14 protein-coding genes are annotated in these 25,495 nt (G+C 63.9%); 3 read left to right on the top strand and 11 right to left on the bottom strand.

Annotated elements, in window-relative coordinates; genetic code table 11:
• Nucleotides 1–554: 554 nt before the first annotated feature.
• The 3 genes from I41_RS22240 to I41_RS22230 form a co-directional block, all read right to left on the bottom strand.
• Nucleotides 555–2,459: a DUF4340 domain-containing protein gene (locus I41_RS22240; protein ID WP_145435097.1), complete on the bottom strand. Its 1,905-nt coding sequence runs from the start codon at nt 2,457–2,459 to the stop codon at nt 555–557.
• Nucleotides 2,460–2,514: 55 nt separating this feature from the next.
• Nucleotides 2,515–5,277, bottom strand: coding sequence for a Gldg family protein (locus tag I41_RS22235; RefSeq protein ID WP_145435095.1), 2,763 nt, complete (start codon nt 5,275–5,277; stop codon nt 2,515–2,517).
• 155 nt (nt 5,278–5,432) lie between these two features.
• Nucleotides 5,433–6,152: an ABC transporter ATP-binding protein gene (locus tag I41_RS22230; RefSeq protein WP_145436461.1), complete on the bottom strand. Its 720-nt coding sequence runs from the start codon at nt 6,150–6,152 to the stop codon at nt 5,433–5,435.
• A gap of 476 nt (nt 6,153–6,628) precedes the next feature.
• Here I41_RS22230 and I41_RS22225 point away from each other — a divergent pair, with 476 nt between their 5' ends.
• Nucleotides 6,629–7,228, top strand: coding sequence for a Uma2 family endonuclease (locus I41_RS22225; protein WP_145435094.1), 600 nt, complete (start codon nt 6,629–6,631; stop codon nt 7,226–7,228).
• 30 nt (nt 7,229–7,258) lie between these two features.
• Here I41_RS22225 and nadB read toward each other — a convergent pair whose 3' ends face one another.
• Nucleotides 7,259–8,866, bottom strand: coding sequence for an L-aspartate oxidase (gene nadB / locus I41_RS22220; protein ID WP_145435093.1), 1,608 nt, complete (start codon nt 8,864–8,866; stop codon nt 7,259–7,261).
• Nucleotides 8,867–9,129: 263 nt separating this feature from the next.
• Here nadB and I41_RS22215 point away from each other — a divergent pair, with 263 nt between their 5' ends.
• On the top strand, nt 9,130–9,870 hold the full coding sequence (locus I41_RS22215) for a TraR/DksA family transcriptional regulator (protein WP_145435091.1): 741 nt from the start codon (nt 9,130–9,132) through the stop codon (nt 9,868–9,870).
• 259 nt (nt 9,871–10,129) lie between these two features.
• On the opposite strand, the gene I41_RS22210 is transcribed toward I41_RS22215, so the two are convergent.
• Complete coding sequence (locus tag I41_RS22210; protein ID WP_145435089.1) at nt 10,130–14,131, bottom strand: mediator complex subunit 15 domain-containing protein; 4,002 nt, start codon at nt 14,129–14,131, stop codon at nt 10,130–10,132.
• 424 nt (nt 14,132–14,555) lie between these two features.
• Between I41_RS22210 and lpxK the strand changes: the two genes are divergently transcribed.
• Nucleotides 14,556–15,641, top strand: a complete 1,086-nt coding sequence (lpxK, locus tag I41_RS22205; protein ID WP_145435088.1) for a tetraacyldisaccharide 4'-kinase — start codon at nt 14,556–14,558, stop codon at nt 15,639–15,641.
• Between the two features lie 22 nt (nt 15,642–15,663).
• On the opposite strand, the gene I41_RS22200 is transcribed toward lpxK, so the two are convergent.
• From I41_RS22200 to I41_RS22175, 6 genes are all read right to left on the bottom strand, one after another.
• Nucleotides 15,664–16,083: a hypothetical protein gene (locus I41_RS22200; protein ID WP_145435086.1), complete on the bottom strand. Its 420-nt coding sequence runs from the start codon at nt 16,081–16,083 to the stop codon at nt 15,664–15,666.
• Between the two features lie 409 nt (nt 16,084–16,492).
• Nucleotides 16,493–17,158, bottom strand: coding sequence for an adenylyl-sulfate kinase (gene cysC / locus I41_RS22195; protein ID WP_145435084.1), 666 nt, complete (start codon nt 17,156–17,158; stop codon nt 16,493–16,495).
• A gap of 129 nt (nt 17,159–17,287) precedes the next feature.
• Nucleotides 17,288–18,379, bottom strand: a complete 1,092-nt coding sequence (locus I41_RS22190) for an acyl-CoA dehydrogenase family protein (RefSeq protein ID WP_145435083.1) — start codon at nt 18,377–18,379, stop codon at nt 17,288–17,290.
• A gap of 123 nt (nt 18,380–18,502) precedes the next feature.
• Nucleotides 18,503–20,707 (bottom strand): alpha-glucan family phosphorylase, encoded by a 2,205-nt coding sequence (gene glgP, locus I41_RS22185; RefSeq protein WP_145435082.1) that lies wholly within the window; start codon nt 20,705–20,707, stop codon nt 18,503–18,505.
• A 685-nt stretch (nt 20,708–21,392) separates the two neighbouring features.
• The gene (locus I41_RS22180; protein ID WP_246133729.1) at nt 21,393–22,748 is read right to left on the bottom strand and encodes a DUF1552 domain-containing protein; all 1,356 of its coding nucleotides are present in this window, start codon (nt 22,746–22,748) and stop codon (nt 21,393–21,395) included.
• 144 nt (nt 22,749–22,892) lie between these two features.
• A complete protein-coding gene (locus I41_RS22175; protein WP_145435081.1) occupies nt 22,893–25,289 on the bottom strand; it encodes a DUF1592 domain-containing protein in 2,397 nt (798 codons plus the stop codon).
• Between the last annotated feature and the right edge of the window lie 206 nt (nt 25,290–25,495).

Genomic DNA, 25,495 nt, shown 5'->3' with positions numbered 1-25,495 from the left:
TTGTCGCGTCGCGCGTTTCTGGCGACAGATGTTCTAGGTCGTTGCAGTGTCGCGAGTTGCGTCGCACTGGATGGCGACAAATGTCGCGAGTCGATGCGGATGGTTCGTTTGCGGGCCGCCGACGGCCATCACCCTCAAGCAAGTCTCACTATTCTGTCGCCATGGCGGCGACGACGCGGATGCGATTTTTCGCGACAGAATGACGTTGCCGTAAGTGGCGGCCGTCTCGTGGCTTGCGTCAAAACTGACGGGCGGCGTGGCTTTCTGTCGCGACACAATTGACGGCTGCTAGGCGACGGGAGCCTCGCCCTCCCGGGAGGATGGGCGCAGCGGGAGGGTGACGCAGCGCGTGGCGTGATGGGACTGGATTGCCAAAGAACCTCGGCGCGCAGCGAGGGCGCGAATTGGCGCACCATAGCAGATAGTGCACAAAATATCACCAACTGTTTTTGGCCACCAGCCGGCGCCCGCGACGCCGCGCAACCCCGCCTACGCCCCAAGGTGGAGGGCCGTGGGCCAGCGCTCTAGGCTGCGAAGACGTTGGATCAACGCGATCACTCCGTCGGCGGGGCGCCGATGGGGAGGTTGGGGAGGCCTTGCAGCGGGTTGGCATCGTCGGCCGGCGCGCCCTCGGCGGGGTCGCCTTTCTTTTTGATGACCTGGTCGCGGCTGAGGTGGATCTGCTTGTAGACGTCGTTGGAGATGACGTAGTACCAGTCGCCGAAGCGTTCGTTCAATTCGGCGACGCGCTTCTTGCCCTTCTCGACCGTTTCGTTGTACTCGTCCTGCAGCCGCTGGTTTTCTTGCTCGATGGCGGCACGCTCGGCGGCGAGCTTGTCGGCGTCGGACGCCGCGGGCTTGGCGTCGGCGGCTGCCTCCGTGCCAGTCGCAGCGGGCTGCGCGTCGGCTGGCGCCTCGGCGGCGGGTGGCGCCGCGTCAGCTGGCGCGTCGGCCGGAGTCTCGGCGGGCGTCTCCTCGGCGGGCGTCTCCTCAGCGGGGGGCTCGGCCGCGGGCTCCGTTTCGTCGGTCGGCTCGTTGTTTTGCAACGACGACTCCTGATCGCCGCCGGCGTCGGTGGGGCTGGCGGTCGCTGCGGCCGGCTGTTCCGCGGCGGGCGTTTCGGCGGCTGGTTCTTCGGTCGCCGGCTCCTCGACAGCGGGTTCCGTCGGCGGTGCTTCCGTCGGCGCGGCGGGCAGGAGTTTGAGCGCTGGTTTCGGGATCGCGTCTTCGTTGAAGCGGGCCATCACGAACAGGTAGCGGCGCAAATCCTTGCCATCTTGGCCCGCGGCCTTGGCAGCTTCGGCGGCGGCGGCCGCGGGATCGGCTGGCGCTTCGCCGTCGGCGCTATCGGTTTGGACCTGCAACTGTCCGAAGCGAAGGACGTACTCGACGCCGTCGCGTTGGGTGGCAATGAGCTCGCCTTCGCTGGAGAGAATCTCGGGCGGAGCGCCCGGTTTGAGCGGGACGGGCGAGAAGCCCTTGGCCACCAGGTCTTGGAAGGCCTCCTTGTTGGTCATGAAATCGGCGCCCGCCTTCAGATCGTCGCTGAGGCCCGTCGGCTTGCGGGCGATGTCGACGATCAACAGGTCATCGAGACCGTTGCGCAGCTCGTTGAGCGCCTCTTGATTGATTTCCTCATCATCGGCGAGCTTCTGCTCGACCATTTGCTTGGTCGACTTGTCGAACGTCTTCAAGTCGCCGAGCGTCCATTTCGCGTCTTTGCTGTCGTAGTCGACCGTGATCTCGCTGCGGCGGTCCCAGCTCACTTGCGGGACGATGCGGCCATCCTGCGTCATGCCGAAGCTGAGGTCGGCCGAGTAGTCGTTGATGAAGACTCGCGTCAAATCGAAGGGGCTGAGCTTCAGCAGGTCGTCTTCAATCCAGTCGTCGAAGTTGGTCGACAGCGGCTCGGGATCGAGCTCGACGATGTAGACGACGTCTTGATTGCTGTTGCGGACGTAACGCTGCCCTTCGGCGTCCTTCACTTTTTTGCCGATGATCATGTCGACGAGAGTCTTGTCGTCGGCGTCGCTCATGACGACGCGGGTGCCGACCCCCTCGCTATTGGAGTCGAGTTTGGCGGATTGGGGGTCGATGACGCCGAATTCTTCGTGCGACTGCGCGGTCTCGCCGGCGACGCGCAGCACTTTGCGGTCGATCAGGGCGTTGGCGGCGGCCGCCATCTGCTGGGTGGCGTCGGCCGGATAGTCTTGCTTTGAGGGAATGCGCCAAACGCCGTCGACGGACGCGACCTCGAACTGCTTCGTCTCGGCCGTCGGCCGGTCGAACTTGATGATCCGCAGCCGCTTGGGAGTGTCGACCTCGAACTGCGTGTTCAGCGTCGTGCCGACGAGCGAGCTGACGTTGACCGCCTGCGTCGGCCGATCGATGAAATAAGCGGCGGCCACGGCGATGACGCCGAGGGTGACGAACGTGATGGTCTTGGCGGATTCGGACATCGGAAGCCCCGGTCAGGAGTCAGGAGTCAGGAGTCAGGAGTCAGGAGTCGAGGCGTTACTTCAGTCGTTCGCGGGAGACGCCTTGGCGTTCGAGTTCGCGTCGGCGGAAGAAGACGGCGAGCGCTAGCAATAGCGGCGGAATTGGGGGAATCAGGATCGCGTAGAGTTTGTAGCGGTCTTGGACCGAGCGGATGTCTTGATCGAGCTTGTAGTCATTCTCCTTGATTTGCCGGCGCCGCTGCGCGGCGAGGGCGCGGACTTCGGCGTCGAGCTTGTTCTGCTCGCGCATGCGGACTTGCTCGAGAAGGACGTCCTTTTCCATCGTGCTGATGTCGGTGCGGCTTTCGACCTGATCGATCTTTTCAGCCATCGCCTTGCGGGCCGCTTCCTCTTTTTTGTTGATGTCGGCGATGAACTCGTCTTGCTTCTTGCTCGCCTCGTCGCGGCTGGCGGCGGTGGCTTCGTCGATCTTGGCAAGGGTGCGATGGATGCGGGTACGCTTGCGGATGTCCATGAAACGGTCGACGCCGGCGAGTTTGTCGACGATGTTGAGGATGAAGGTGACGTTCTGCGTCGCCGGCAGGAACGCCTCTTCGCCGCCCTCGCGGATGAAGAAGAAGCTGGGGATGATCCAATCGATGTCGGTGACGACGATGACGTTCATGTCGCGGGTCTTGGCCTTCTTGGCCTTGATGCTTTCCTCGGCGTTTTCAGGCGCATCGGCGGGATCGACCCCTTCCTTGGCCGGAGCGGCGAGCGCGGCGTCTTCTTCCGGCGGCGGGCCGGTGATGTGAGCGGCCAACACATAGCCGTCTTTGGTGCGCATGCGGGGGACGGACTCGCGATTGGGATTGGGGCGCTGCGGATCGAACCGCTGCAAGAGTCGCGCGGGCGCCGTGCCGGAATTGCCGACGCCGGTGGCGATGATTTGCTCGAACTTTAGCTTGGAGTCGTCAACGCGGGAGATCGAGCCGGGATAGAGGACCAGCAACTGGTTGAGGCCTGAGGAAACGTCGAGATCCGCGTTGAAGGCTTTCTTGTTGCCGTTGTTCTCGTCGATGAAAACCCACTGCGGATCTTGCATCGAGCGGACGCTCGCCTCGGGGGCGTAGTCTTGCCAAATGACTTCCATCGGGTTGACGCGAATGCCGAGGAGGCGCCAGAGCTCGTCGACGTCGCCCTTCGGTTCCGTCTGGCCGCCGCCGAACATGCCGCCCATGCCCCCCATCATCGATTGCTTCGGCTCGCCGGTGCCGGGCATCGAGGCGGGGTAGAAGTAGGGGAGGGGATCTTCGAGTACGGCGGTTGGAATGCCGGAGCGGACGGCGTCGACGAAGTGAGCGAACGCGTCGGGGCTGAGCATCGAGGGCTGCACGGCGAGGAGGACGTCGTAGTTGCCGCGAATTGGCTGCGAGGCGTCGACGCTGACGACGTCGTATTGCTTGCGCAGCTCGGTGATCAGCGGCCATTCGCCCCGCTGCGAACCGTCGGGGTTCATGATGTTGATGCCGGTGTTGACGATGCCGACCTTGGGACGCTGCTTGTCGGCCACGGTCATGATCGAGCGGATGAGCTCGTACTCGATCGGGATGCCCTTGTTGACGAAGGGGGTGACGACCTTGTCGAGGCCCGAGGTGACGGCGATGCCCATGAAGAACTCTTCGACTTTTTGCTCGCCGCCGTCGGTAACGATTTGCTCTTGGGGGGTAATGCCGAAGTTTTTTTCGGCGAGTTCAGCCTCAGGGCCGAAGTTTTGGATCTCGTGGAGGGCGACGTCGATTTTGCCGCCGCCGAGGGCTTTGAATTCTTCGAGGGTGTTGGTGAGGTTGAGCTTCACCGCCGTGTAGTCGGTGGGGACCTGGGGGCTGACGTAGGCGTCGATCTTGATCGACTTGACGTCCTTATTGTCGCGGAGATCGGCCAGGAGCTCGCGGGTATCGGGCGAGAGAGTGCTGAGCTTCTCGGTGCTGACGTCGGCGCGGAGGGCGTTGCGGTCCTGGATGATGACGGTGAGGCCGACGGTGAGGGCCAATAGCGCTAGGCCGCGAGCGGCGTAGTGGGCGAGCATGTACTTGCCGTCGTCGCGCGACTGCCAGTGGCGGCGGCCGATGAGGATCATGCTGACGTAGATCATCACCGCCGCGATGGCGAGGAAGTAAGTCATGCCGCCGAGGCTGAGAACGCCGCGTTTGAAGTCGCCCAACTGATAGACGGCGCTCCAGCGGCGGATTGTGTCGGCCCAGGCGGGGTCTTTGACGAACCAATCGGCGACGCCGAACAGCGCGAGCGGCATGTTGAAGATCATGCCAAGGATGAAGCCCACGGTGAGGTTCGACGTGAGGAACGAGGCGACCATGCCGATGGCGATCATCGCGATCCCCATGAACCAGTAGCCGACGAATGTGCTGACGAACAGACCGGGGTCGGGATTGCCGAGCCCGTAGTTGAAGACCGTGAAGATCGACAGGCCGGAGAAGAGGAGCGAGACGGTGAAGATCGCCACGCCGGCCAGGTACTTGCCGAGAACGACGTCGAAGTCGCTCGCGGGAAGGGTGAGCAGCAATTCGTCGGTCCCTTGGCGGCGTTCCTCGGCCCAGGCGCTCATCGTGATGGCCGGGATGAAGACCAGCATGATGAACGGCAGCCAACGGCTCAATTGGTCGAGGTTCGCCAGGTTATTCGCGAAGAACTCGGGCGGCCAGAAGGTGGCGAGCGCGCTGAGGACGACGAACACGCAGATGAAGACGTATCCGGTCGGATTCGAGAAGTAGCTGATGAAATCGCGCTTGAAGATCGCGGAGAGAACGTTCCACTTCATGGTTTTTTATCGGTTTTAGGATTAACCGCTTTAGGATTTAACCACAGAGAGCACAGAGAGCACGGAGAAATGCGATTAGACTGAAGTCGTCTCGTCGGGCATCTCTTCAAATTCTCTGTGTCCTCTGTGTTCTCTGTGTTGAAAGCATTTATTCATTAAGTGCGTCGTGCGCCGCGCGAAAGTTCGTGGAAGCGGTCGTCGAAGTCGGCCTGATCGGCGGCCAATTCCTGCGGCGTACCGTCGAACACGAGGCGCCCTTCGTTGATGAAGAGGACGCGGTTACACATCGCTTCGACCTCTTGCAGGATGTGGGTCGAGAGGAGAATCGTTTTCGTTTCGCCGAGCTCGCGGATGAGCTTGCGGACCTCGCGGATCTGATTCGGATCGAGGCCGGCCGTCGGTTCGTCGAGAATCAGCACGTCGGGGTTGTGGAGCAGGGCTTGGGCCATGCCGACGCGCTGGCGATAGCCTTTGGAGAGCTTGCCAATCGGCTTGCCGATGACCGCTTCGAGATGGCAGCGGCTGACGACCTCTTCGATGCGCTTGCGGAGCTCCATGCCGGCCATGCCGCGGGCGTTGCCGAAGAATGTCAGCAGGCTGCGCGGCGACATGTCAGGATAGAGCGGGCCATTTTCAGGCAAGTAGCCGAGTCGCTCGGCGCCGAGGAGCCGCTCGGTCCCCATGTTGAAGCCGGCGATCTTGGCCGTTCCCGCCGAGGGGGCAAGGTAGCCGGTGAGCAGCTTCATCGTGGTGCTCTTCCCGGCGCCGTTGGGGCCGAGGAAGGCGGCGACTTCGCCCTTGTTGATCGAGAAGGTGACGTCGCGGGAGGCGGCGAAGTTACCGTAGTACTTCGAGAGGCCGATGGCTTCGATCATCGGCTCGTCGGTTCGTTCGACAGGGACGAACTCGGCGACGCGGGGCCGGTCGGTCGGGAGGGAACTCATACGTCGGCTGAACTCCATGCTGACTGCTTGAACGACGATCGATGCCTGGGGACGAGACTAGTTCGCACTCTCGCGGACCGCCCCCAAAGGAGGCGGTCGGCGGGGTCGACTGCAGCCCCGTCGTCGGGGTCTCTCGCCGGAGTGGGGAGATAAAATCCGGCGAGCGGTAAGTTGCCGCGAGGGCAACAGTTGCGGCGAACGGCGCCTAGCGACTGCCGAATCGCCCAACGGTCCGCCCAGGGTAGGCTGGAAAGCCTAACCCGGCGGTTTTCGCGTGTCTATACCAGGGGCTACGCCGGGGCGGGGGCGGGGGTTCGGCGGGAGTGGGGGAAATTGATGACCTTGAGCAGTCGAGGGGCTGGAAGCTCCGTTTGTGGCAGTTGTCGAGAGACCTTAAAATCAAAGCTATGAGCAGCGCCTATTCCACGTTCGTCGGGCCGCCTGAAGTCGGGACCATTAGGTTGCCGGTGGCGCCCTTGTCGACGGAGCAATATCTCCAAATGTTGAAGGCGGGGATTCTTGAGTCGTCCGGGAGGGTCGAACTCATTGAAGGGCAAATTACTCCGATGGCGCCTGCTGGACCCGAACATAACAGCTCGCTGATTCGTCTCACTCGACTCTTTGTCAGTGTGCTGGACCGGTACGAGTTGTTGATCCAAGGTACCGTTCAGATTGCAGACGGGCAGGTTTTCGAACCCGATCTCGCGCTGTTGGAACTAAAGTCAGGCGGCTACAGAGTTACTCTTCCGCAGCCCAAGGAGGTCCGCCTTGTCATTGAGTCTGCGGCCTCGTCTCTCGAAAAGGATCGGCACGTGAAGTTGCCTCGATATGCAAAGGCGGGTATTCAAGAGTATTGGCTCGTCGATCTCTTGGGTGAATCGGTGGAAGTTTGTCGAAAGCCAAACTGCTCAACGTATGCGGACAGGCGGTCTTATGCAGGCGATCAGCAAATCTCACCCCTGGCGTGCCCCGAATTATCAGTTCGAGTCGGCGACATCTTCGCGTAAGCGGTCAAGCGATCAGTAACGTACTCAGGCCTATTCAATCCGCCGGTCGCCCAGCCGCACCTGCCAGTGGACGTCGTCCTGCTCCGGAAAGTCGCTGCGCAGATGAACGCCGCGGGATTCTTCGCGGCGTAGCGCGGCGCCGATGAGGACTCGCGCGACGGTGAGCATGTTCTGCAACTCCCACCCTGCGGGGTCGGAGAATTGCTGGGCCAGGGCGTAGCGTTGCCACTGTTCGATCGACTTGGCGGCGTCGCGCAGTCCGTCGCCGTTGCGGCGGACGCCAGCGGCGCGCCAGACGAGGCTCTTCAGGGCGTTGCGGACGTCTTGCAGGTCGAGGTGTTCGGTCGCCGGGGCCACCGGGGCGTTTTCCAGCGGGATTGCTTGATAGGAATCGGGCATGGCAAGCGCCGCGGCCGACGCGGCTTCGCCGGCGCGGGCTCCGTAGACGAGGCCTTCGAGCAAGCTGTTCGACGCCAGCCGGTTCGCGCCGTGGAGGCCGCTGCTGGTGACTTCGCCGGCGGCGAAGAGGCCGTCGAGCGTCGTGCGGCCATCGAGGTCGACCTTCACGCCGCCGATCATGTAGTGGGCGCCGGGACGCACGGGGATGCGGTCGACGGCGATGTCGAGGCCGAACTCGCGGCAGCGCTGGGCGATGCCGGGGAAGCGGGCCCGCATCTTCTCGGCGCCGAGGTGGCTGAGGTCGAGGTAGACGCAGGAGTGCTTGGTCTTCTCCATCTGGTCGGCAATCGCCTGGCTGACGACGTCGCGGGGAGCAAGCTCGCCGCGCGAATCGTAGTCGGGCATGAAGCGGTGGCCGAGGACGTTCACCAGGATGGCGCCCTCGCCGCGGACCGCTTCGCTGATGAGACTACGGCTGCTGCCGGCGATATAGAGGACCGTGGGATGAAACTGCATGAACTCCATGTCGGCGAGCTCGGCCCCCGCGCGGAACGCGGCGGCGTGGCCGTCGCCGGTGGCGACCGGCGGATTGGTTGTCTCGCGAAAGATCTGCCCCGCGCCGCCGGTGGCGAGAATGGTTTGCTTCGCCCAGACGAAGGTCTTGCCGTGGCGTTCGTTCCAGACGAGCGCGCCGCGGCAACGATCGTCGCTCGTGAGGAGGTCGATGGTGAAGGTGTTTTGCCAGATCTGCGCTTTGAGGACGTCGCGGGCGCGGGCGATCATCGCGCGCATGATCTCCTGGCCGGTGGCGTCGCCGAGGGCGTGGACGATGCGATTGTGGCTGTGGCCCCCTTCGCGGCCGAGAAGCAGTTCGCCTTCCAACTCGTCGAATGAGGTGCCCCATTCGATCAGCTGGCGAATGTGCCCCGGCGCCTCGCGGACGACCATCTCGACGACTTCGCGATCGCACAGGCCGGCGCCAGCGACGAGGGTGTCCTCAACGTGGTTTTCGAATTTGTCATCGGCGCCGAGAACGCCGGCGATGCCGCCCTGGGCGTAGGCGCTGTTTGACTCTTGCAGTTGGTCCTTGCTGACGACGAGCGTCGAAAGCCGGGGGTCGAGGGCCATCGTCGCCCGCAGGCCGGCGATGCCGCCGCCGATCACCAGCACGTCGACAAAGTGGTGCGAGACTCGCTTCGGGTGAAAAGCAACCAGATAGCGGGGCACGATCGTCGACATAATTTCCTGGCTGTTGCATCACGCGGCGCCGCGTGAGCCTCCATGCCGCCAGCGGCGCGGCGACTCACTGAGCGAAACGGCGCGCTATTCTCCGCGAAATCCGCGATCATTCAGAGTAACAGATGCGCGTCGACGCCACAAAAGGGGGACGTTCCGGTCCCGTTCTTCGCGAAGTATGGGCGGCATAGGGTTTGCAACTGAGTTCTCTTGATTTCACGCCTCGCTTCGTGCGGGGCGATTGCTTCAGCAACAAGGTTCAAGCCATGAAACGCATTGACAACGATCGCTATCGCCGGGCACTGCACGCGCTTTTGGAGCGGATGCAGCCCGACGCGGATTCGATCAACGAGCAGACCCGCGTTTCCGCGAGCGGCGAAGGGAATCAGGAGCTTTCCAACGCGCCCTTTCATCTGGGCGATCGCGGGACGGATGAGTTCCTGTTCGACATGAACGCCGTTCTGCTGGAAAATGAGGAATATCTAGTGAACGAAGTGCGGGCGGCGCTCACACGAGTCGACCAAGGCAGCTTTGGCGTTTGCGAGCAGTGCGGTTGCGCCATCGGCAAGGAACGACTGGAGGCGATCCCGTACGTCCGCCATTGCGTGGAGTGCGCCGACGTCGCGGGAAGCGGCCTCGACGCGAATCTTAACGTTGGACGTCCCAGCTCGCCGCGCGACACGTTGGCCCCGGAAGGCGACATGGGCGAGTCTCGCGGCCTGGACCGCGACGCGACGTTTACCGATGTGGAAGTCGAGCGCGATCGCAGTAGGTCGCGCAGCGATCAGCATGCGGCCGGTACGCCCGGCGGCGGCGGAGCGCACGGCGGACTCGCCGGCAGCAACGACGGCAACGGCGAGCCAAATATTGCGGAGCTGGAAGACGAAATGGGGAGCGGCTTCAGCGATATTGGCGATGCGCGCGATGATGATCGCGATGAGCCAAAGTCGGGGCGCTCTGGCGGCGCCGTCGGCGGTACGCCGGCGGGGAAACGGGCGCGGTCGTAGGTGATCATAGCCCTCGGCGCTTGCTGCCGGGGGTCGATACGCGAATCAGGCCGCCACGTTTGAAGGAAGCGTATTCAATGCCATCATCCAGCGCATTTACTACAGAGCACACAGAGGCCACAGAGAAGACGAGTAAGAGCGGATGCCCTGAATCTTCCTGTGTGCTCTGTGGTTAAGGCGTTAACCGTGAAGTACTTCGAGAATGATGGCAGTTGAATAAGCTTCTGAAGAACCGGGGGATAATGGAGTAGGCGGTCGCTTAATCCTTGCGTTGGGTCGATAACCCCTTGGTGTATTCGCGGACGCGGTCGGCGTATTCAGAGGGGGGCTTCACGCGCAGCGCGTCGTTTGCGCGTAGGTCATCGGCCTTCGCCTTGCCTTGAAAACGCAGTGGTCCGTTCTGGCGGAGGCCGAGGCTTCCCAGCGCGTCGTTGAGTTCTTGCCGCGCTTCCGCGGCATCGTTGTCGGCGCCTTCGGCGCGGGCCTTCAAGTCCTTCCAGCGATCGACGAAGCGTTGCAACTCCGCTTCTGTCCAGCCGAGGTTCTTGAGCAACTCGCGATCGACTTGCTTCTTCGCCAATTGCTGATCGAGCCCTTCGAGGACCAGGTTGGTTTGCTGCCGGGCGTACTCGAGGTTGGCCGCGTCGGCGCCGAGTTGCCCGCTCTCGGAGGAAGAGGCACTTTGCGCATTGGAGCCTGTGCCGCCGCCCGTGGGCGGGGCGGAGCCGGCGGCGTTTTGGGCGCTTGGCTGATCGCCAGATTGCTGCTTGCTCTGCTGATCGCCGGGCGGCTGCTCGCCGGGCGACGAGCCGCTGGGAGGTTGCTGGCCGGGTGCTTCGCCGCCGGGCTGTTGCCCGCCCTGTTCGCCTGGGGCATCCGCTTCTGCGGGCTTCTCGCCCCCTTCGGCGCCTTGTTCACCGCCGGCGGGCAGTTGCTGCGCGCCGCTTGGCTGGCCCTGCGAACCCTTGGGACCTTGTTCGCCTGGCTTGCCTTGGGATGAACCCTTCTCGCCTTCTTGAGATTGTTGGCCCGCGGCGCCTTGCTGCCCCGACTCGCCTTGCTTGCCGTCCTGTTCGCTTTCTTGTTTACCGGGCTGCTGTTGCTCCGACTTGCCCGTCTTCCCTTGTTGGCTGCCGTTGCCGGCCTGATTGCCGCTCGATTGGCCTGTCTGGCCGTCGGCTTTCTGCTGGTCGCCGGCCTGCGTGCCGGTCTCGCCTTCGCCTTGTTCTTGAGCACGGCCGGCGCCTTCGTCGGCTGCTTCGTGCTGGCCGGGGCCGCCCTTGCCGGGGGCGTCGGCCTTTTGGCCGCCCCCCTCTTGGCCGCCGCCCGATTGTTCGCCGCTGGGCCCCCCTTGGGAATCGCTCTCTTTTTTATCAGGCGAGCCGACGGGCGCTTCGTTGTCTTCGCGGCCGGGGCGGTTGTCTTCTTGGTTCTTCTTCGTCCCCTCGCGATTGGCGCCGTCGCTGCCGGGAGCGCCTTGCTCTTGGCCAGTGCTGTGACCGGCGCCGGAATCGCCGCCGCTGTCGTTCATGGCGCTATCGGGCGACTTCTCTTGGCCTTCTTGTTGTTGCTGGTCGCCGTTGCCCGGTTTCGCTTCGCGGGCTTCATCGCCGCCTTCGCGCGGGCTTGGATTGGCGCCGGCATTGTCGCCTTGTTGCTGTTGATCTCCTGACTGCTCGCCTGGGCCTGGGGGCTGGGCGCCCTCGGCTGGCGGTTGTTGGCCAGTCCCATGCTTGCCTTGACCGGCGGCGTTGTTCGCTTGGGGGGAAGCATTTGGCGGTGGATTGCCTTGCTCTCCACTGGTTTGCTGGTCTTCGCCGGCTGCGCCCTCTTGAGCGTCTTGGCCGCCCGCGCCTTGATCTTGGTTGGGGGATGAATCGTTGGGGGAGCGCTCGCCGGCGGCGTCGCGGCTAAGTTTGCTGTTTTGGTTTGATTGTTGTTGGCCCCCTTGCGCTCCTTCTTGCTGGGGTCCCTCGGCGCCTTGCGGTTCGCCGTTTGACTCTCCGGACTGGCCAGCCTGGTCGGCTTTGCCCGACTGTTGCTCGCCTCCTGATTGTTGTTCGCCCGGTTTGCCGCCGCCGTTCTGCGGCGGATTCTGCTTCTGGAAATGCTCGGCCATCCGTTGGAAAGCGGCGGCGTCTTCGTCGCCGTCGGAGGAAATTCTGCCGCCCGCGCCGCCAGCTTCGCCCGAGTCTTGCCCGCCGGATGGCTCGCTCTCGCCTCCTTGATCGGCGGGAGATTGTCCTTCTTTGGGCTGCTGTTTTTGTCCGCCGGCTCCGCCGCCGCTTCCTTGTGAGCCATCTTGCGGCGCGGTGCCTTGGGATTGCTCGCCGTCGCTGCCGCCGGCCCCGCCGCCATTGTCGCCTGCCTGGTCCGATTCTTCCTTCGAGTCGCCAGATTCCTCTCCGCCACTGCCGCCGCCCGCGCCGCCTTGGCCCTGGTCGCCCTCTTGGCCCGATTCGCCCTTGTTGCCTTGGCCGCTCGCGCCGCCGGCGCCCGACTGTTGTTCGCCTTCGCTGCCGCCTGCGGAGCTCTCGCCCCCTTGGCCGCCCGCGCCGCCCTGACCGCCGCTCTCGCCGTTTTCGCCCCCTTGTTGACCCTCATCGGGTTGCTGCGCACCTTGGTCGGGACGCTGCTGTTGGCCGCCTTGCTGCGGCTTGTCGGGGCCGATGATCTTCAAGCGGCGGTGAGCGCTCTTCTCTTCATTGGGTACGGGGCGCGTATCCTGTGCGACCGCCCAATATTCAAGCACGTCGCCCGGCTTCAATCCGGCGTCGCCGGGGGTGAACATCTTCGTCGCGATGACGCGGCCGGTCTGCGGCTGGTCGATCATTTCCAGCAGCGGCTCCTCTTTGGCGCCGTCGACCTTGCCCATGATGGTGACGCTTTTCAGGCCGTAGTCGGGATCGCGGGCTTCGATGCCAATCGGAATCACATCGCCGAGTCGAGCCACCTGCTCGGACGCCTCCGGCGTCTTGATGCTGACTTCGGGACCGTAGTCGGGCGTGACGTCAATCGAGTAGACGGGCGGATCGGAGTTCTGGCGCCCGTCGGCGGCGGTGAACCGCAGAGCGTACTTCGGATGAACTGGCGTCCGATGGTCGTTGCGCAGTTCCAACGGAAAGGTGATCATCGCGCGATCGCCCTGGACCTTCATGGGCAGATCGCTCGTCCCGTCGGCGTCGAAGTCGACGTAGGCGCTTTTGATGGGTTGGCTCGCGAGCGCACCGATCGTGACATTCGTCCCCTCGACGCCGCGGATGTCGCCGACGTGACTGGTTTCTTTCGTCGGGAGCCCGGTGTAGGGGGGGTAGGCGTAGTGGATTTTCTGGACGACGAGCGTGGGGCGCGTGAAGACGGTGAGCTCGAATTTCCGCGAGCGGGCGTCGCCTGCTTCGATCCAGTACGACAGATTCTGTTCGACGCCTGCGTCGGCGCCGCGGGGGAGCGCCGCCTCGAACCGTCGCGACTCGGCCGAGCCGCGTTCCATGCGAATCGACTCGTCGACTGTGCGCTGGTCGGCGGTCGAGTAGCGGAGCCGCACCGGTTCATCGGCGCTCAGGCCTTGGATCTCCGCGGAGACTTCGACCCGTTCGCCGCGGGCGACCGACGACTTACCCGGTTTTACGTCGAGAATCTGGACGCGACTGGGCGCCGCGAGATCGGCCAACGGATTGATCACCCGGAGGGTCGACAGCGCGAGACTCTTCGGCGAGAGCACGGCGTAGATCGCGCAGACGGCGATCACTGCGACCAGGACGTAGCCGAGTCGCAGTAGGGCAGAACGATCGACCGAGCCGTCGAGTCCCGTGGTGGAAAGTTTGACGGCGGTTTGCTGCTCCAGCGCGTGGTAGACCCGCGCCGAAACATAGTTGCGATGGGCGCGGAAGAGCAGCAGGTTGAGCAGGCTGTTTTTCAGCGTCGGCGAATTGCGTTCGATCGTGTGGGCGGCGTAGACGGGGTTGATTGGCTTGAGCAGCGGCACGAACTGCCGCCACCCATACCAGGCGACGCCGAGCAACATGACGCCGAAGAGAGTCGCCCGACCGCCGAAACTAAGCCCGCCCGGAATGATCCAGTGGTCGATCAGGGCGCCGACGAGGACGAATGCGAGCAAGCCGATCAGCAGCGTAAGGATACCGGCGGTCAGGTCGAGGAGCTTGAGCGACCGGCGCGTGCGGCGAATCTGCTGATCGATGTATCCCTCGCTATCCACCAGGACAGGATTGGCTGGCTTGGGAGGGGGGGCAATCGTCGACATGTGGGAAACGGCGTCGAGGAGCGGGGGACGGGAGCACGAGCGGGGCGCTTTCCATTATAGGAGTGGCCGCCCAAAGTTGAGACGCAGCGGGGCGATAAAAGGTCCATTCGCCCTGGCCGGGGGGACCGAAATTCCGGAGAATCGCGAGATAATTGCCAGATTGAACCGCCAAGGACGCCAAGGAAATGCAAGGTAGGGGATTGAACCACGAAGGCACGACGGACACGACGAGGGGGAAAAGATGAAGGGGATTGCATTGGAATTTCTTACCCCTAGCTGTTTTTCTTCGGTATTTCACGCCTTACGTCGTGCTTGCCGTGCCGCGGTGGTCAACTCCTTTTCCCCTTGGCGTCCTTGGCGTCCTTAACGGTTATTCTTTGAGTTTATGCCGTTCTCCATTTGTTGAGAGTGAATCGCTGCACTGATGATTTCGCCTTCCACGTTTCGAGATTTGGTCAGCGGACGCCGACGGGGTGTGGGGGCGGCGCTGGCGCGGTTGGCGATGGGCGCGGCCAGCGTGCCATACGGCTGGGCGATCCGCTGGCGGAACGGGGCGTACGATCGCGGGACGAAGGAAGTCCAGCGGCCAAGCGTGCCGGTGATCAGCGTCGGCAATCTGACGGTCGGCGGAACCGGAAAAACGCCGATGGTCGAATGGCTGGCCCGCCAGTTGCGGCAACGCGATATTCGCGTGGCGATCTTGAGCCGTGGCTACGGAGCAGAGCAGGGAAGTCTCAACGACGAAGCCCTGGAACTTGAACTTTCGCTGCCCGACGTGCCCCACCTGCAGAATCCGGATCGGGCCGCGGCGGCGCAAATCGCGGTCGACGAACTGGCGACGCAACTGCTGTTGCTCGACGACGGGTTCCAACATCGCCGGCTGGCGCGAGACTTCGATCTGGTGCTGCTCGATGCGACAGAGCCGTTTGGATTCGACCGCTTGCTGCCGCGCGGAACGCTGCGCGAGCCGGTGACGGGCCTGCGGCGGGCAAAGGCCGTGGTGTTGAGTCGCGCCGACATGATCGACGCCGCGGCGCGCCAGCAGGTACGAACGCGCGTGGAGCGGCTTGCTCCGCAGGCGGTTTGGGCGGAGGTCGAACATCGGCCGGCGGCGCTCGTCGATTCCGCTGGCGCGTCCTACGGTCTGGAGGAGCTGCGGGGCCAGTCGATTCTGGCATTTTGCGGCATCGGCAATCCGGCCGGCTTTCGGCACACCCTTGAGGGGCTTGGCTGCCAGATCGCCGCTTGGCGGGAATTTCCCGACCACCACAACTACACGCGGGAGGACGTCGAGGAACTGGCCCAATTGGTCCGCACATCTGGGAGCCGGGTTGCCGTCTGCACGCGGAAGGACTTGGTCAAGCTCCGCGTGCCGACGGTTGGCGGCGCGCCGCTGCGGGCGGTTAGCGTGGAGTTGAGATTCCTGCGGGGCGAGGCGGAGCTGACCGCGGCGATGGAGCCGATTGTCGACAAGGCAGGCGGGGCGAACGAGGCGATGTTCAGCGAGTAGGCGGGGGCGAACGCCTCGACGCCTAGCGGACGGTGTGGACTTCGATGTCGTTCACCAATCTGCCCAGCAGGCGGGTATCCATCGCCGTCATCGCCAGATGCTGCGCGATCTGCTTCACATGGTAGGAACGGGAGACCCCGCGCAGCACGAATTGCCCCTGCTCGACGGCCACCGCGAGGTCGCGAATGCGGCCGTTCAGCTGCGCTTCGAGCGAGCGGAGAATTTCGTCGGCGACCTGCTCCAGTTGGAAGTCGGACGGCTTTTTGATAGTAAGCCGCGGCGATGGCGGACGCTTCATGAGTGGCCCCGTCGCTTCCGAGTCGCCCAGCGTCGTTTGCAGCGTGGCCGCGACCCGCGCTTCGGCGTCTCGCTGAGCGGCCTTTCGCGTGAGCAATTCGTCGCCCGTGATCCGATTAATGCCGCGGCCGCTGATTTGAATCATCGACTAACCTCCTTGCGATCGCGCACCACTCAGGCGAGCGCCCGCGCTGACGTCGTTGCGCGTTCCATGGTCTGCACGGCCATTGTCTGCACGGCAGATTTCACCTGCGTGCCGTGAAGTTGACGCATCCATGCGCCGCTGATCGCAGAAGCCAGCCGCTTCCATTCCAACGGGCGAACGGCCGGGAGTGATCATGTGGCGGGTCGTCTCAAGGAGGCAGCCGCCGCCCGTTGGCTCAATCTAGTCCCGACGCTGGAGCGAGGTCAACAGAAGTTCGCAACTTCTGAGATTGCTTGCAGGCCGGCGCCTCGTGACTCAAGTTTCATGCGAACGGCGCGCCATATTCACCGGCGCATCGTCCCGCATCGGCGTGACGGTCGGCGGCTGCGACTTTCTCGCCGGCTGAACGTTACGAGACGTTCAGTTTTCCTGCTTCGGTCAGGTAACGCAGCACTTCTGCGGCGAGCGCCTCGGGGCTGAATTCAGCTGACTTCAACACCAACTGCGGCTCAATGGGGGCTTCGTAGGGCGCATCGATGCCCGTGAAGTCCTTAATTTGCCCAGCCCGCGCCTTTTGATAGAGACCTTTCGGATCGCGCGCCTCGCAAACCTCGAGGGGCGCGTCGACGAAGACCTCGATGAAGTCGCCTGCGGCGAGCGTCGCGCGCACGGCGTCGCGATCGGCGCGGTAAGGACTGACGAAGGCCGTCAGCGTGACCAGTCCGGCGTCGCACATGAGCTGCGCGACCGCGCCGACGCGCCGGATGTTTTCCTCGCGGTCTTGCTGGCCGAAGCCCAGCCCAAATCGCTTGCCGAATTCCGTGCCGTAGCGCTCCGCTAGCATCTGCGGAGTGGCGTTGAGGCCATGGCGAACGTTGTCGCCATCCAGGAGGTAAGTGCGGACGCCGCGCTCGAACAGGTGCCGGTCGACGACGTTGGCGACGGTGCTTTTGCCGCAGCCGCTGAGGCCGGTGAACCAGACAACGCAGCCGCGGTGGCCGTTTTGAAGCTCGCGATCAGCGCGCGATACTGAGTGGTCGTGCCAGACGACGATGGGATCGGTGGGTGAGCTCATCTGTAAATTCTAGCCACGAAGACGCGAAGGCACTAAGGGGGCGGAGGAATGACGAATGACGAAATCCGACTGATGAATGAAATACGCTTGCGTCCGTCATTCGTCATTCGGATTTCGTCATTCTGGTTTTCAGTCGAGGATTCCAGCCAGTTCGCAGAGGTGGGCTGAAACGACCGGTTGGGGGCAACTCCAGACCAGGAAGAAGAGGGCTTCGCGGCACCAGCGGCCCGCCGGGTGACCGACCACGAACCCGGCTCCCTTGGCGGCGGCGAGAGCGGCCTGCGTCGCGCGGAGAACGAGGCTGTTGGCGCGGCCGCGAAGCTCGTCGTTGGTGCACCTCGGTTCGTTGCGAATGGCCGCGTAGAGCGCTGCCTCGAGATCGTCGAATTCGCCGAGCAGGCCGTCGCGGGGTGGTTCGAGCTCGGGCCGTTTGCTCGCTTCGCTGGAGATGAAGTCGATCGCCGCTTTCGCGAGCCCCAGCGCCAGCGTTGAGGTGCCGAGGCCGCCGGTGCCGGCGCCTGTGCCCGCCGACATGACGTTTTCCACAGGGCCGGCGATGAGCCACTCGTCGCCGACGAAGACGTTTTCGAGTTTGAACTGCCCCGTGTGGCTGGCCGAAAGTCCGACGAGCTTCGCCGGCGGCGGGGCGCTGACGCCGGGGAGCGTGCTTGGCACGGCGGCGAGCAATTGTTTGGCCGTCGCTTCAGCTCCGTTCATCAACGTGGCGCCGAGGACAACGTAGTCGGCGTGGTCCGCGCCGGTCACCCAGGGACTGAAGCCGTCGAGGAGAAAGCCGCCGTCCGCCTGGCGTGCGCGTAGCACGGGCGTGGCCATGTGCCGCCGGCTGGTGGTGAGGTGCGAGATGCCGACGGTGGCGAACAGCTCGCCGCTGGTGAGACCGGGCAAGAGGCGCTGCTTAAGCTCGTCGTTCGTCGACGATTCGATGCGGCGGCAGGCGCCGTCGCGCTGCGTTTGGATGAACGTCGTCGTGAGGCAGGCGCCGCCGAGGGCAAGGTAGCCGCGGAGGATCGACTCCTGATCCCACGCCTGCCCGCCCCATTCGGGGCCGGCGAACCACTCGTAGACGCCATAATCGGCGAACAGGCGGAGTTGCTCCGCGGGCCAGTCGCCAGATTCATCGAGCCGCTCCGCACGTGCGGCGAGCACGCCGCAAAGCTCGGCGAGGGCTGCGTCGTCGGGGGAGCGGATGACGGTAGGCATGGCGGATCGATCGGCGCGCAAAAAAATGGCTAGCCGGACCGCCACGCGGTCCGGGACGCAGCGCCCAACGCGCCGCCGACCCGGAGGGCCGTGGCCCTCCGGCTGGGGTCGACGCATTTGCGGTTAGCGGACGCTCATATCGCTGCTCAGACCGCCCGCGGCGACCAAGTACGCTTTCTGGACGTAGTCGACGACCATGCGGTGGGCGCTGAAGCGGGCCGCGAGCGTCGCGATCGAGTTGGTCATCCGGGCGATCCACTCGTGCGGCAGGCCATCGGCGTCGCGCAGGTAGAACAATGGAATGATTTCTTCCGCTAGCACGCGGACCAGGTCCTCCCCGTCGCGGGCGTCGTTGATTTCCACATCGGTGTGGGCTGTCCCGCCGCCGATCGAGAAGCCGTTCATTCCGTTGTAAGCCTCCGCCCACCAACCATCCAGGATGGAGAAATTCAGGCCGCCGTTGAGCACGGCCTTCTGACCGCTGGTGCCAGAGGCCTCCAGCGGGCGCCGAGGGTTGTTCAGCCAGACGTCGACCCCCTGCACCATGTGTCGGGCGACGTTGATGTCGTAATCTTCGATGAAGACAACTCGGCCGGCGAACCGCGGGTCGTGCCGCAGGTTGGCGATCTTCTGGATTAGCTTCTTGCCCGGCTCGTCGGCGGGATGGGCTTTGCCGGCGAACACGAGTTGCACGGGGCGATTCGGGTCGTCGAGTAAATCGGCCATCTGGTCGATGCTGCGGAGGAACAAGTCGGCTCGCTTGTAGGTGGCGAAGCGGCGGGCAAAGCCGATCGTCAGGGCATTCGGGTCGAGCACCGAGCGGGCGGCTTCGATAATTGCCGGATCTTCATTGCGGCGGCGCGACTGGCGGCTGACGCGCCGGCGGACGAATTCGAGCAGGCGGCTCTTCAGCGCGTTATGCGTCTCCCACAGCTCGCCGGGATCGACCGCGTAGATCTTCTGCCAGATCTCGGGCTCGCCCATGCGGACGTGCCATTCGGTGCCCAGGTACTTGTCGTACAACTGCACCATGGGGTAGGCGAGCCACGTCGGAATGTGGACGCCGTTGGTGATGTGGCCGATCGGGATTTCCTCTTCGACGCGCCAGGGCCAAAGATGCGCCCACATCCGGCGGGAGACATGGCCGTGGAGCGAGCTCACGGCGTTGGCGCGGCGCGAAAGCTTCAGGCCGATGACCGTCATGCAGAATGATTCGCCTTCGTTCTGCGGTTCGACGCGGCCGAGGCCCATCAACTGCTCGTACGAGATGCCGAGCTTCTGCCGCAACGGGCCAAGATGCTCTTCGATCATGCCGCCGTCGAAGCGATCGTGGCCGGCGGGGACCGGCGTGTGGGTCGTGAAGACAGTGTGAGCAGCGACTTCGCGGAGGGCTTCGTCGAAGGACATGCCGTCGTCTTGCATGCGCTCGCGAATGACTTCCAGCGGCGCGAACGCACTATGCCCTTCATTCAAATGATAGACGCCAGGCTTGATGCCGAGGGCTCGCAGCGCCTTGACGCCGCCGACGCCGAGGACCAGTTCCTGGCGAATGCGGGTGCGGACGTCGCCGCCGTAGAGCCGCGACGTCAACTCGCGATCTTCGGGGCTGTTGCCGTCGACGTCGCAATCGAGCAGATAAAGGTGGACGCGACCGACGTACATCAGCCAGACTTTGGCGAACAGCTTGCCGTGCGTCGTTTCAACTTCGACGGTGATTGGCCGGCCGTTCGGGTCGCGGGCAGGCTCCATGGGGAGGTTCTCGACCTTGGTGTCAAGGTATTCCTCGCTCTGCCAGCCTTCTCCGTCGAGGTGTTGCTTGAAGTAGCCCTGATCGTAAAAGAGGCCAATGGCCACGAGCGGAACGCCCAGGCCGCTGGCGCTTTTGATGTGGTCGCCCGAGAGGACGCCCAGACCGCCGCTGTAGATCGGCACCGACTCGTGGATGCCAAACTCCGCGGAGAAGTAGGCGACCGGCATGGCGCCGAGCACGCCGGCCTCGCGCGCGCCCCAGGTCGTCCGAGTATTGGCCATGTACTCCTTCAACCGGCGATGGGCCTGGTTGATGCGCGTGTAGAGCACCAACTCCGAGGCGCGTTCGGCCACCTGATCGGGCGTCATCTCGGCAAGCAGAGCAATCGGATTGTGGTCGATCTGCCGCCAGCGCACCGGATCGAGGTCGCGGAAGAGATTCACGACCTCGGGGTGCCAACTCCACCACAGATTACGAGCGAGCGCCATGCACTTGTCGTACAAGTGCTGGGGGGTGATCTCCGACCAGTTGGCTCGAGTGATGTTGGCCGCGGAACTGGGAATCTCGGTTTGGCTCATGGGGGGCGTTTTCCTTCGTGGAGTAGCCGCCGGGTCGGGTGGGAAATCGCAACGTTAGCAGGCTGCCGCTGCCCGCAATCGCGGATTATACCGCAGACTGCCGGCGATGCGACTGATTATTCCAACGCAGGGAGGCGCCAATTGGCTTCCAGGCGAACCAGGGAAGATTTATCGACCGGTAAGGCGGGAGGCTTCGATGAAAAACCGAGCTGCGGGGCCGTCGTTGCGACAGGCTAGATAAGAGCGACCGACTCTGAGGGGGGGCGTGTTGCGGCGAACCACGGTTTTTTTTCGAGCAGCGAGCCCCGGTTCCACTCGGGGGAGCGTTTAGTGAGTAGGGCTGTCCTAATGGAGCCGTGCTAGGAAGAATCTTAGTCGGCAGCCGGAAAGAATATGGCGGTTGCACCTAGGCCAAAAACCGCGAAGAGAAACAACACCGCGAAAGCAATCTGCACTGATCGCGGCCAGGGCTTCCCAACCAGCTTCTTCTCAGCGCCGCTTACGCGAATCAAGTAACCATAGATTCCGCGTTGCCGTTCCATACGCCTCAGTATAGCGGGTGGGGATATTTTACCGCTTGCAGATTTTGGCTGGCAGCACGAGAGGCAACACTTGCCTGAATGGTGGGCGACCCCCTGGCGGAGCCAGGGGCTGTAACGCTGACGCACTGCAGCGACGCCAAATCTCAAGCGACGTCGATGTTGGCGAGCGGCGCGGTGCTGTCGCCGACGGCATCGACCTTCACATCGGCGGCGTGAAGCATTTTCAGATAGAGATTCATCAACGGTGTGCCGGTGTCGTACTTCAGATGCCGGCCGCCGACGAAGCCGGCCGCACCGCCGCCGGCCAGGATGATCGGCAGATCGTCGTGGTTGTGGCGGTTGCCGTCGCCCAGTCCGCTGCCATAGACGACCATCGTGTTGTCGAGCAGGGTTGAGCCGTCGGCCTCGCGCACAGCATCGAGACGCCCGAGGAAGTGGGCGAATTGCTCCATGTGAAAACGATTGATCTTGGCGATCTTGGCTTGCTTCTCGGCATCGCCTTGATGGTGCGATAGGGAGTGGTGCCCCTCCGCGACGTCGATCAGCTGGTAGGAGCGATCGCTCCCCTCGTTGGCAAACATCCAGGAAGCGACGCGCGTCATATCGGCTTGCAGCGCAACTGCCAGCAAGTCGCCCATCAGACGCGAATGCTTGTCGTAGCCGTTCGGAACGCCGCGAGGGCGATTCAATTGGTCATCGACGTAGAGCTCATCGGCGGGGGCGTCGATGCGTTTCTCGATCTCGCGGACGCCTTCGAGATACTGATCGAGCTTGCGGGCGTCGCTTTGGGCCAATTGGCGACGAAGTCCGCGGGCGTCTTGCTGAACGAGGTCGAGAATGCTTTTGCGCTCAAGGTCGCGCTTGGCCCGCGACTGCGAGCGATCCTCCTCGCCGCCGCCGCCGAACATGCGGTCGAACAATTGCCGCGGGTTGACCTCTTTGCCGGCCGGCATCGTCGGCGATCGCCAGGAGATGTTGTTCGAGTACGCGCAGCTATAGCCGCTGTCGCAGCCGCCGGCGAGGCGTCCTTCTTCGATGCCGAGCTCGAGCGACGAGAATCGCGTCGTCTTCCCGAGTTGCTGGGCGGCAATCTGGTCGACCGAGATGCCGGCTTGAATGCCCTTGCCGTCGGTTTTCACCGGATGGACGCCCGTGAGGAACGTCGCTGCCGAGCGGGCGTGGTCGCCGGCGCCGTCGCCCAGCGCGAAGCCCTGCGCATGGGAGAGACCGCTAAGGACCTGGATCTTCTGTTGAACGCCGGCCAAGGGTTCGAGCGTCCTTGGCAGGATGAAGCCGGGGCCTTCGGTCGCCGGAGTCCAATCGGGCATGTGGGCGCCGTTGGGGATGAACAAAAAAGCCATCCGCAACGGCGGCTTGCCGGCGTTTGCCGCCGAGGCCCATGCCGATCGCGGCAAGGCGCTTTCCATGAACGGCACGGCGAGCGCCGCACCGAGGCCGCGCAGGAAGGTTCGCCGCTGCAACGCGGGGAATTGAGTCACGTCGTTTTCCTTGGAAGGGAGCTGTCAGCGATCAGCCGTCAGCTTGCCGCCAGACAAGGAAGTCCCCTGCCGGCGCTCAGTTCAATGAAAGACCTACTCACCCATTCACTTACTCACCTAAACATCTACCGCACAAAATCGTCCTCACTCCCCTACGCCGCTGCGCTGCTGGAACGGATCAGACTTCACCACCGCGCGCACCATGCTGGCGAAGGTGTCGCCGTTGGCCTCGGCAGCCGCGACGACCTCGTTCACGGCACAAGTATCATACGGTTCCAGCCCGCGCCCCAGACCGAAAATCAACAATCTCTCCGCTAAACTGCGTCGTACCCGAGGAAAATCGGCGAGCAGCACGTCGCGCAAACTGGCGGGACCGTTCAACTTTCGCCCATCGGGAAGTTCGCCGGAGGCATCGATTGGCTGGTCGCCCTCGGCGTCGCGCCAGCGGCCGACGGCGTCGAAGTTCTCCATCGCGAGTCCAATGGGGTCCATCCGCTTGTGGCACGACGCGCACGTCGGGTCGGCGCGGTGGAGCTCCAATCGCTCGCGGAGCGTTTTGTGCGACAAGTCGCCGGTCGCTTCGGGAAGACTGCCGGCATCCGGCGGCGGCGGGGGCGGCGGGTCGGCGAGAAGGTGATCGAGGACCCACTTGCCCCGCAAGACCGGCGAGGTCCGATCCTCGAACGCCGTGACCGATAGTACGCTGCCGTGGGCGAGAATGCCGGCGTGGCGCTCGGCGGGTAAGTCAACGCGGACAAATTCGTCGCCTGTTGGCCCCGACAGGCCGTAGTGCTTCGCGAGCCGACCGTTGACGAAACTGTAGTCGGCCGACAGCAGGGTCGTCAGCGGCAGATTATTGCGGACAACGTCTTTGACCAGACGAAAAGTTTCTTCGCGAAATGAATCTCGCAAGGCCTCGTCGAAATCGGGAAAGTGCTGGGGGCTGCGCTGCAGCGTTTCAAGCTTACGAGTTTCGAGCCACTGCTCGCTGAAATTGCGAGCGAGCTGATCGGCGCGCGGGCTGCTTAGCAGCCGGTCGATTTGCGAATCGAGCTTCTCGCGTAAGCGTCCGGCGGCGGCAAGCCGTAGCAACTCATCGTCAGGCATCGAACTCCAGAGAAAGTAGCTGAGCTGCGTGGCCAGTTCATATTCGCTCAGCGGTCGGGCCGCAGCGGTCGACGACTCGTTGGGAGTTGCGTGAGGCGATTGGTCCGCGCTGGCGTAGGTCGGCGATTCGTCGCCGATAAACAAGAACTGCGGCGACACGAGCAGCGCCTGCAGGGCAAGTTGCATTGCCCGTTCAAAGGAGTCGCCGCGCTGGCGTGCACCCTCGACCAAGCGGAACGTACGATCGATCTCATCACGACTCGCCGGCCGGCGATAACCACGACCCAGGAGCCGTGCGATGACGCTGCGCGTCGGTTCGGACCAAGCTTCGTCGCTTTTCCAAGCTTCGAGCGAGGGAGCGCCTGCCAACAGCTGACTTTGCGAGGCGGGCAGGGCCTGCAGCGCGAGGGCGTCCGTCGGCCCGACCACGTCGATATCGCAGATGAACAGGTTTCGATCTCGGCGGGTTTCATCTTCGGCCAGCGGATTCCAGGCGTCGTTGGTCAGCTCCACGCTGACGGCGGCAACGCCCGGGTCGCCGTGAAACCGAGCGACGTACGTTTGCGGATCGTCCCGTTGCTCGGCAGTGACGCCGACGACGGCCAGTTCCTGGTCGCCGCAACTGATGCGCATCTTGGTTGGTTCGTCGCCCATCTGCGAGGCGAACGCCGTGACGCGAACGATGTACTCGCCCGGTGCAGGCAGCGACAGCTCCACCCAGATGCGGCCGTCAGAGAATAATCCTCGCACGCCACGCGCCGCCGAACCGCCGTGCAGTTCGCCCCAAGCGAAATGTTGCACCGGCTCCCTGATTGACTCAGGGGTAACGATGGCTTTGGCCGCGATCTCTTCGGCCGCTTGGAGATATTTCTCCAGCAGCAAGGTGGGCAGCGAAAGAACGTCGCCGTTGTTGTCGAAGCCGAAGCCAAGCTCATCGCGCGGGAAAAACTTGGCCGCGTCGAAATCGACGCCGACCAAGTCGCGGATCGTGTTCTGGTATTCGGTTCGATTGAGACGCCGCAGCGTCGGTCGGCCAGGGTTTTGGGGCTGCGTGCAGTCGGGGGCGGCCAATTCCTCGCGCAGCCAGGCCAACGCGGCGTCGCGCTCGGCGACGGCAGGCTGCGACGCGTCGGGTGGCGGCATCTCGCCCGCCTCGACTCGCTGGACAGCACGCTCCCACTGAAGACGGCGGTGGGCAGCGCTCGGCGCCGCCAGCAGCTTGTCGAAATCGAGCCCCGCCTCGGCCGAGTCGCCGCGGTGGCAATCGATGCAGTACGTCTGGACAAACGGGCCGACGGCGTGCTCCATCGCGGGCCGCGGCGTCAATTCGTCGCCTCGCGCCGCCCCGCCAGCGGCGTGCAGCCAAATCATGCCCAGGGCGACGATCAGATCGTCGTGGAACGAGGTACCAGCGCTGGCCGGATGGCGGGGCAAATCGACTTCCGCGAGAGGGGCAGGATGCGTGAGGCAGGGCGGTTCATTATAGCCGAAGCTGCGCCCGAGGTCGCCAACGCAACCCGTTGGCGCCGGGGCAGAATGCTCGATTGCGGGACCCTGTTGCGACGCTTAGAGTTAAGGAGGCAAACGGCGCTGCCTGTGCCCGGTAACGGGAGGACTCGAAGTCGGGCCAGACAGGAGTT

Origin of the sequence: Lacipirellula limnantheis (genome assembly GCF_007746075.1) — a bacterium.
Classification (GTDB): domain Bacteria; phylum Planctomycetota; class Planctomycetia; order Pirellulales; family Lacipirellulaceae; genus Lacipirellula; species Lacipirellula limnantheis.
The sequence above is the reverse complement of the archived record's forward strand: the minus strand, read 5'-3'. Positions and strand labels throughout refer to the sequence as shown.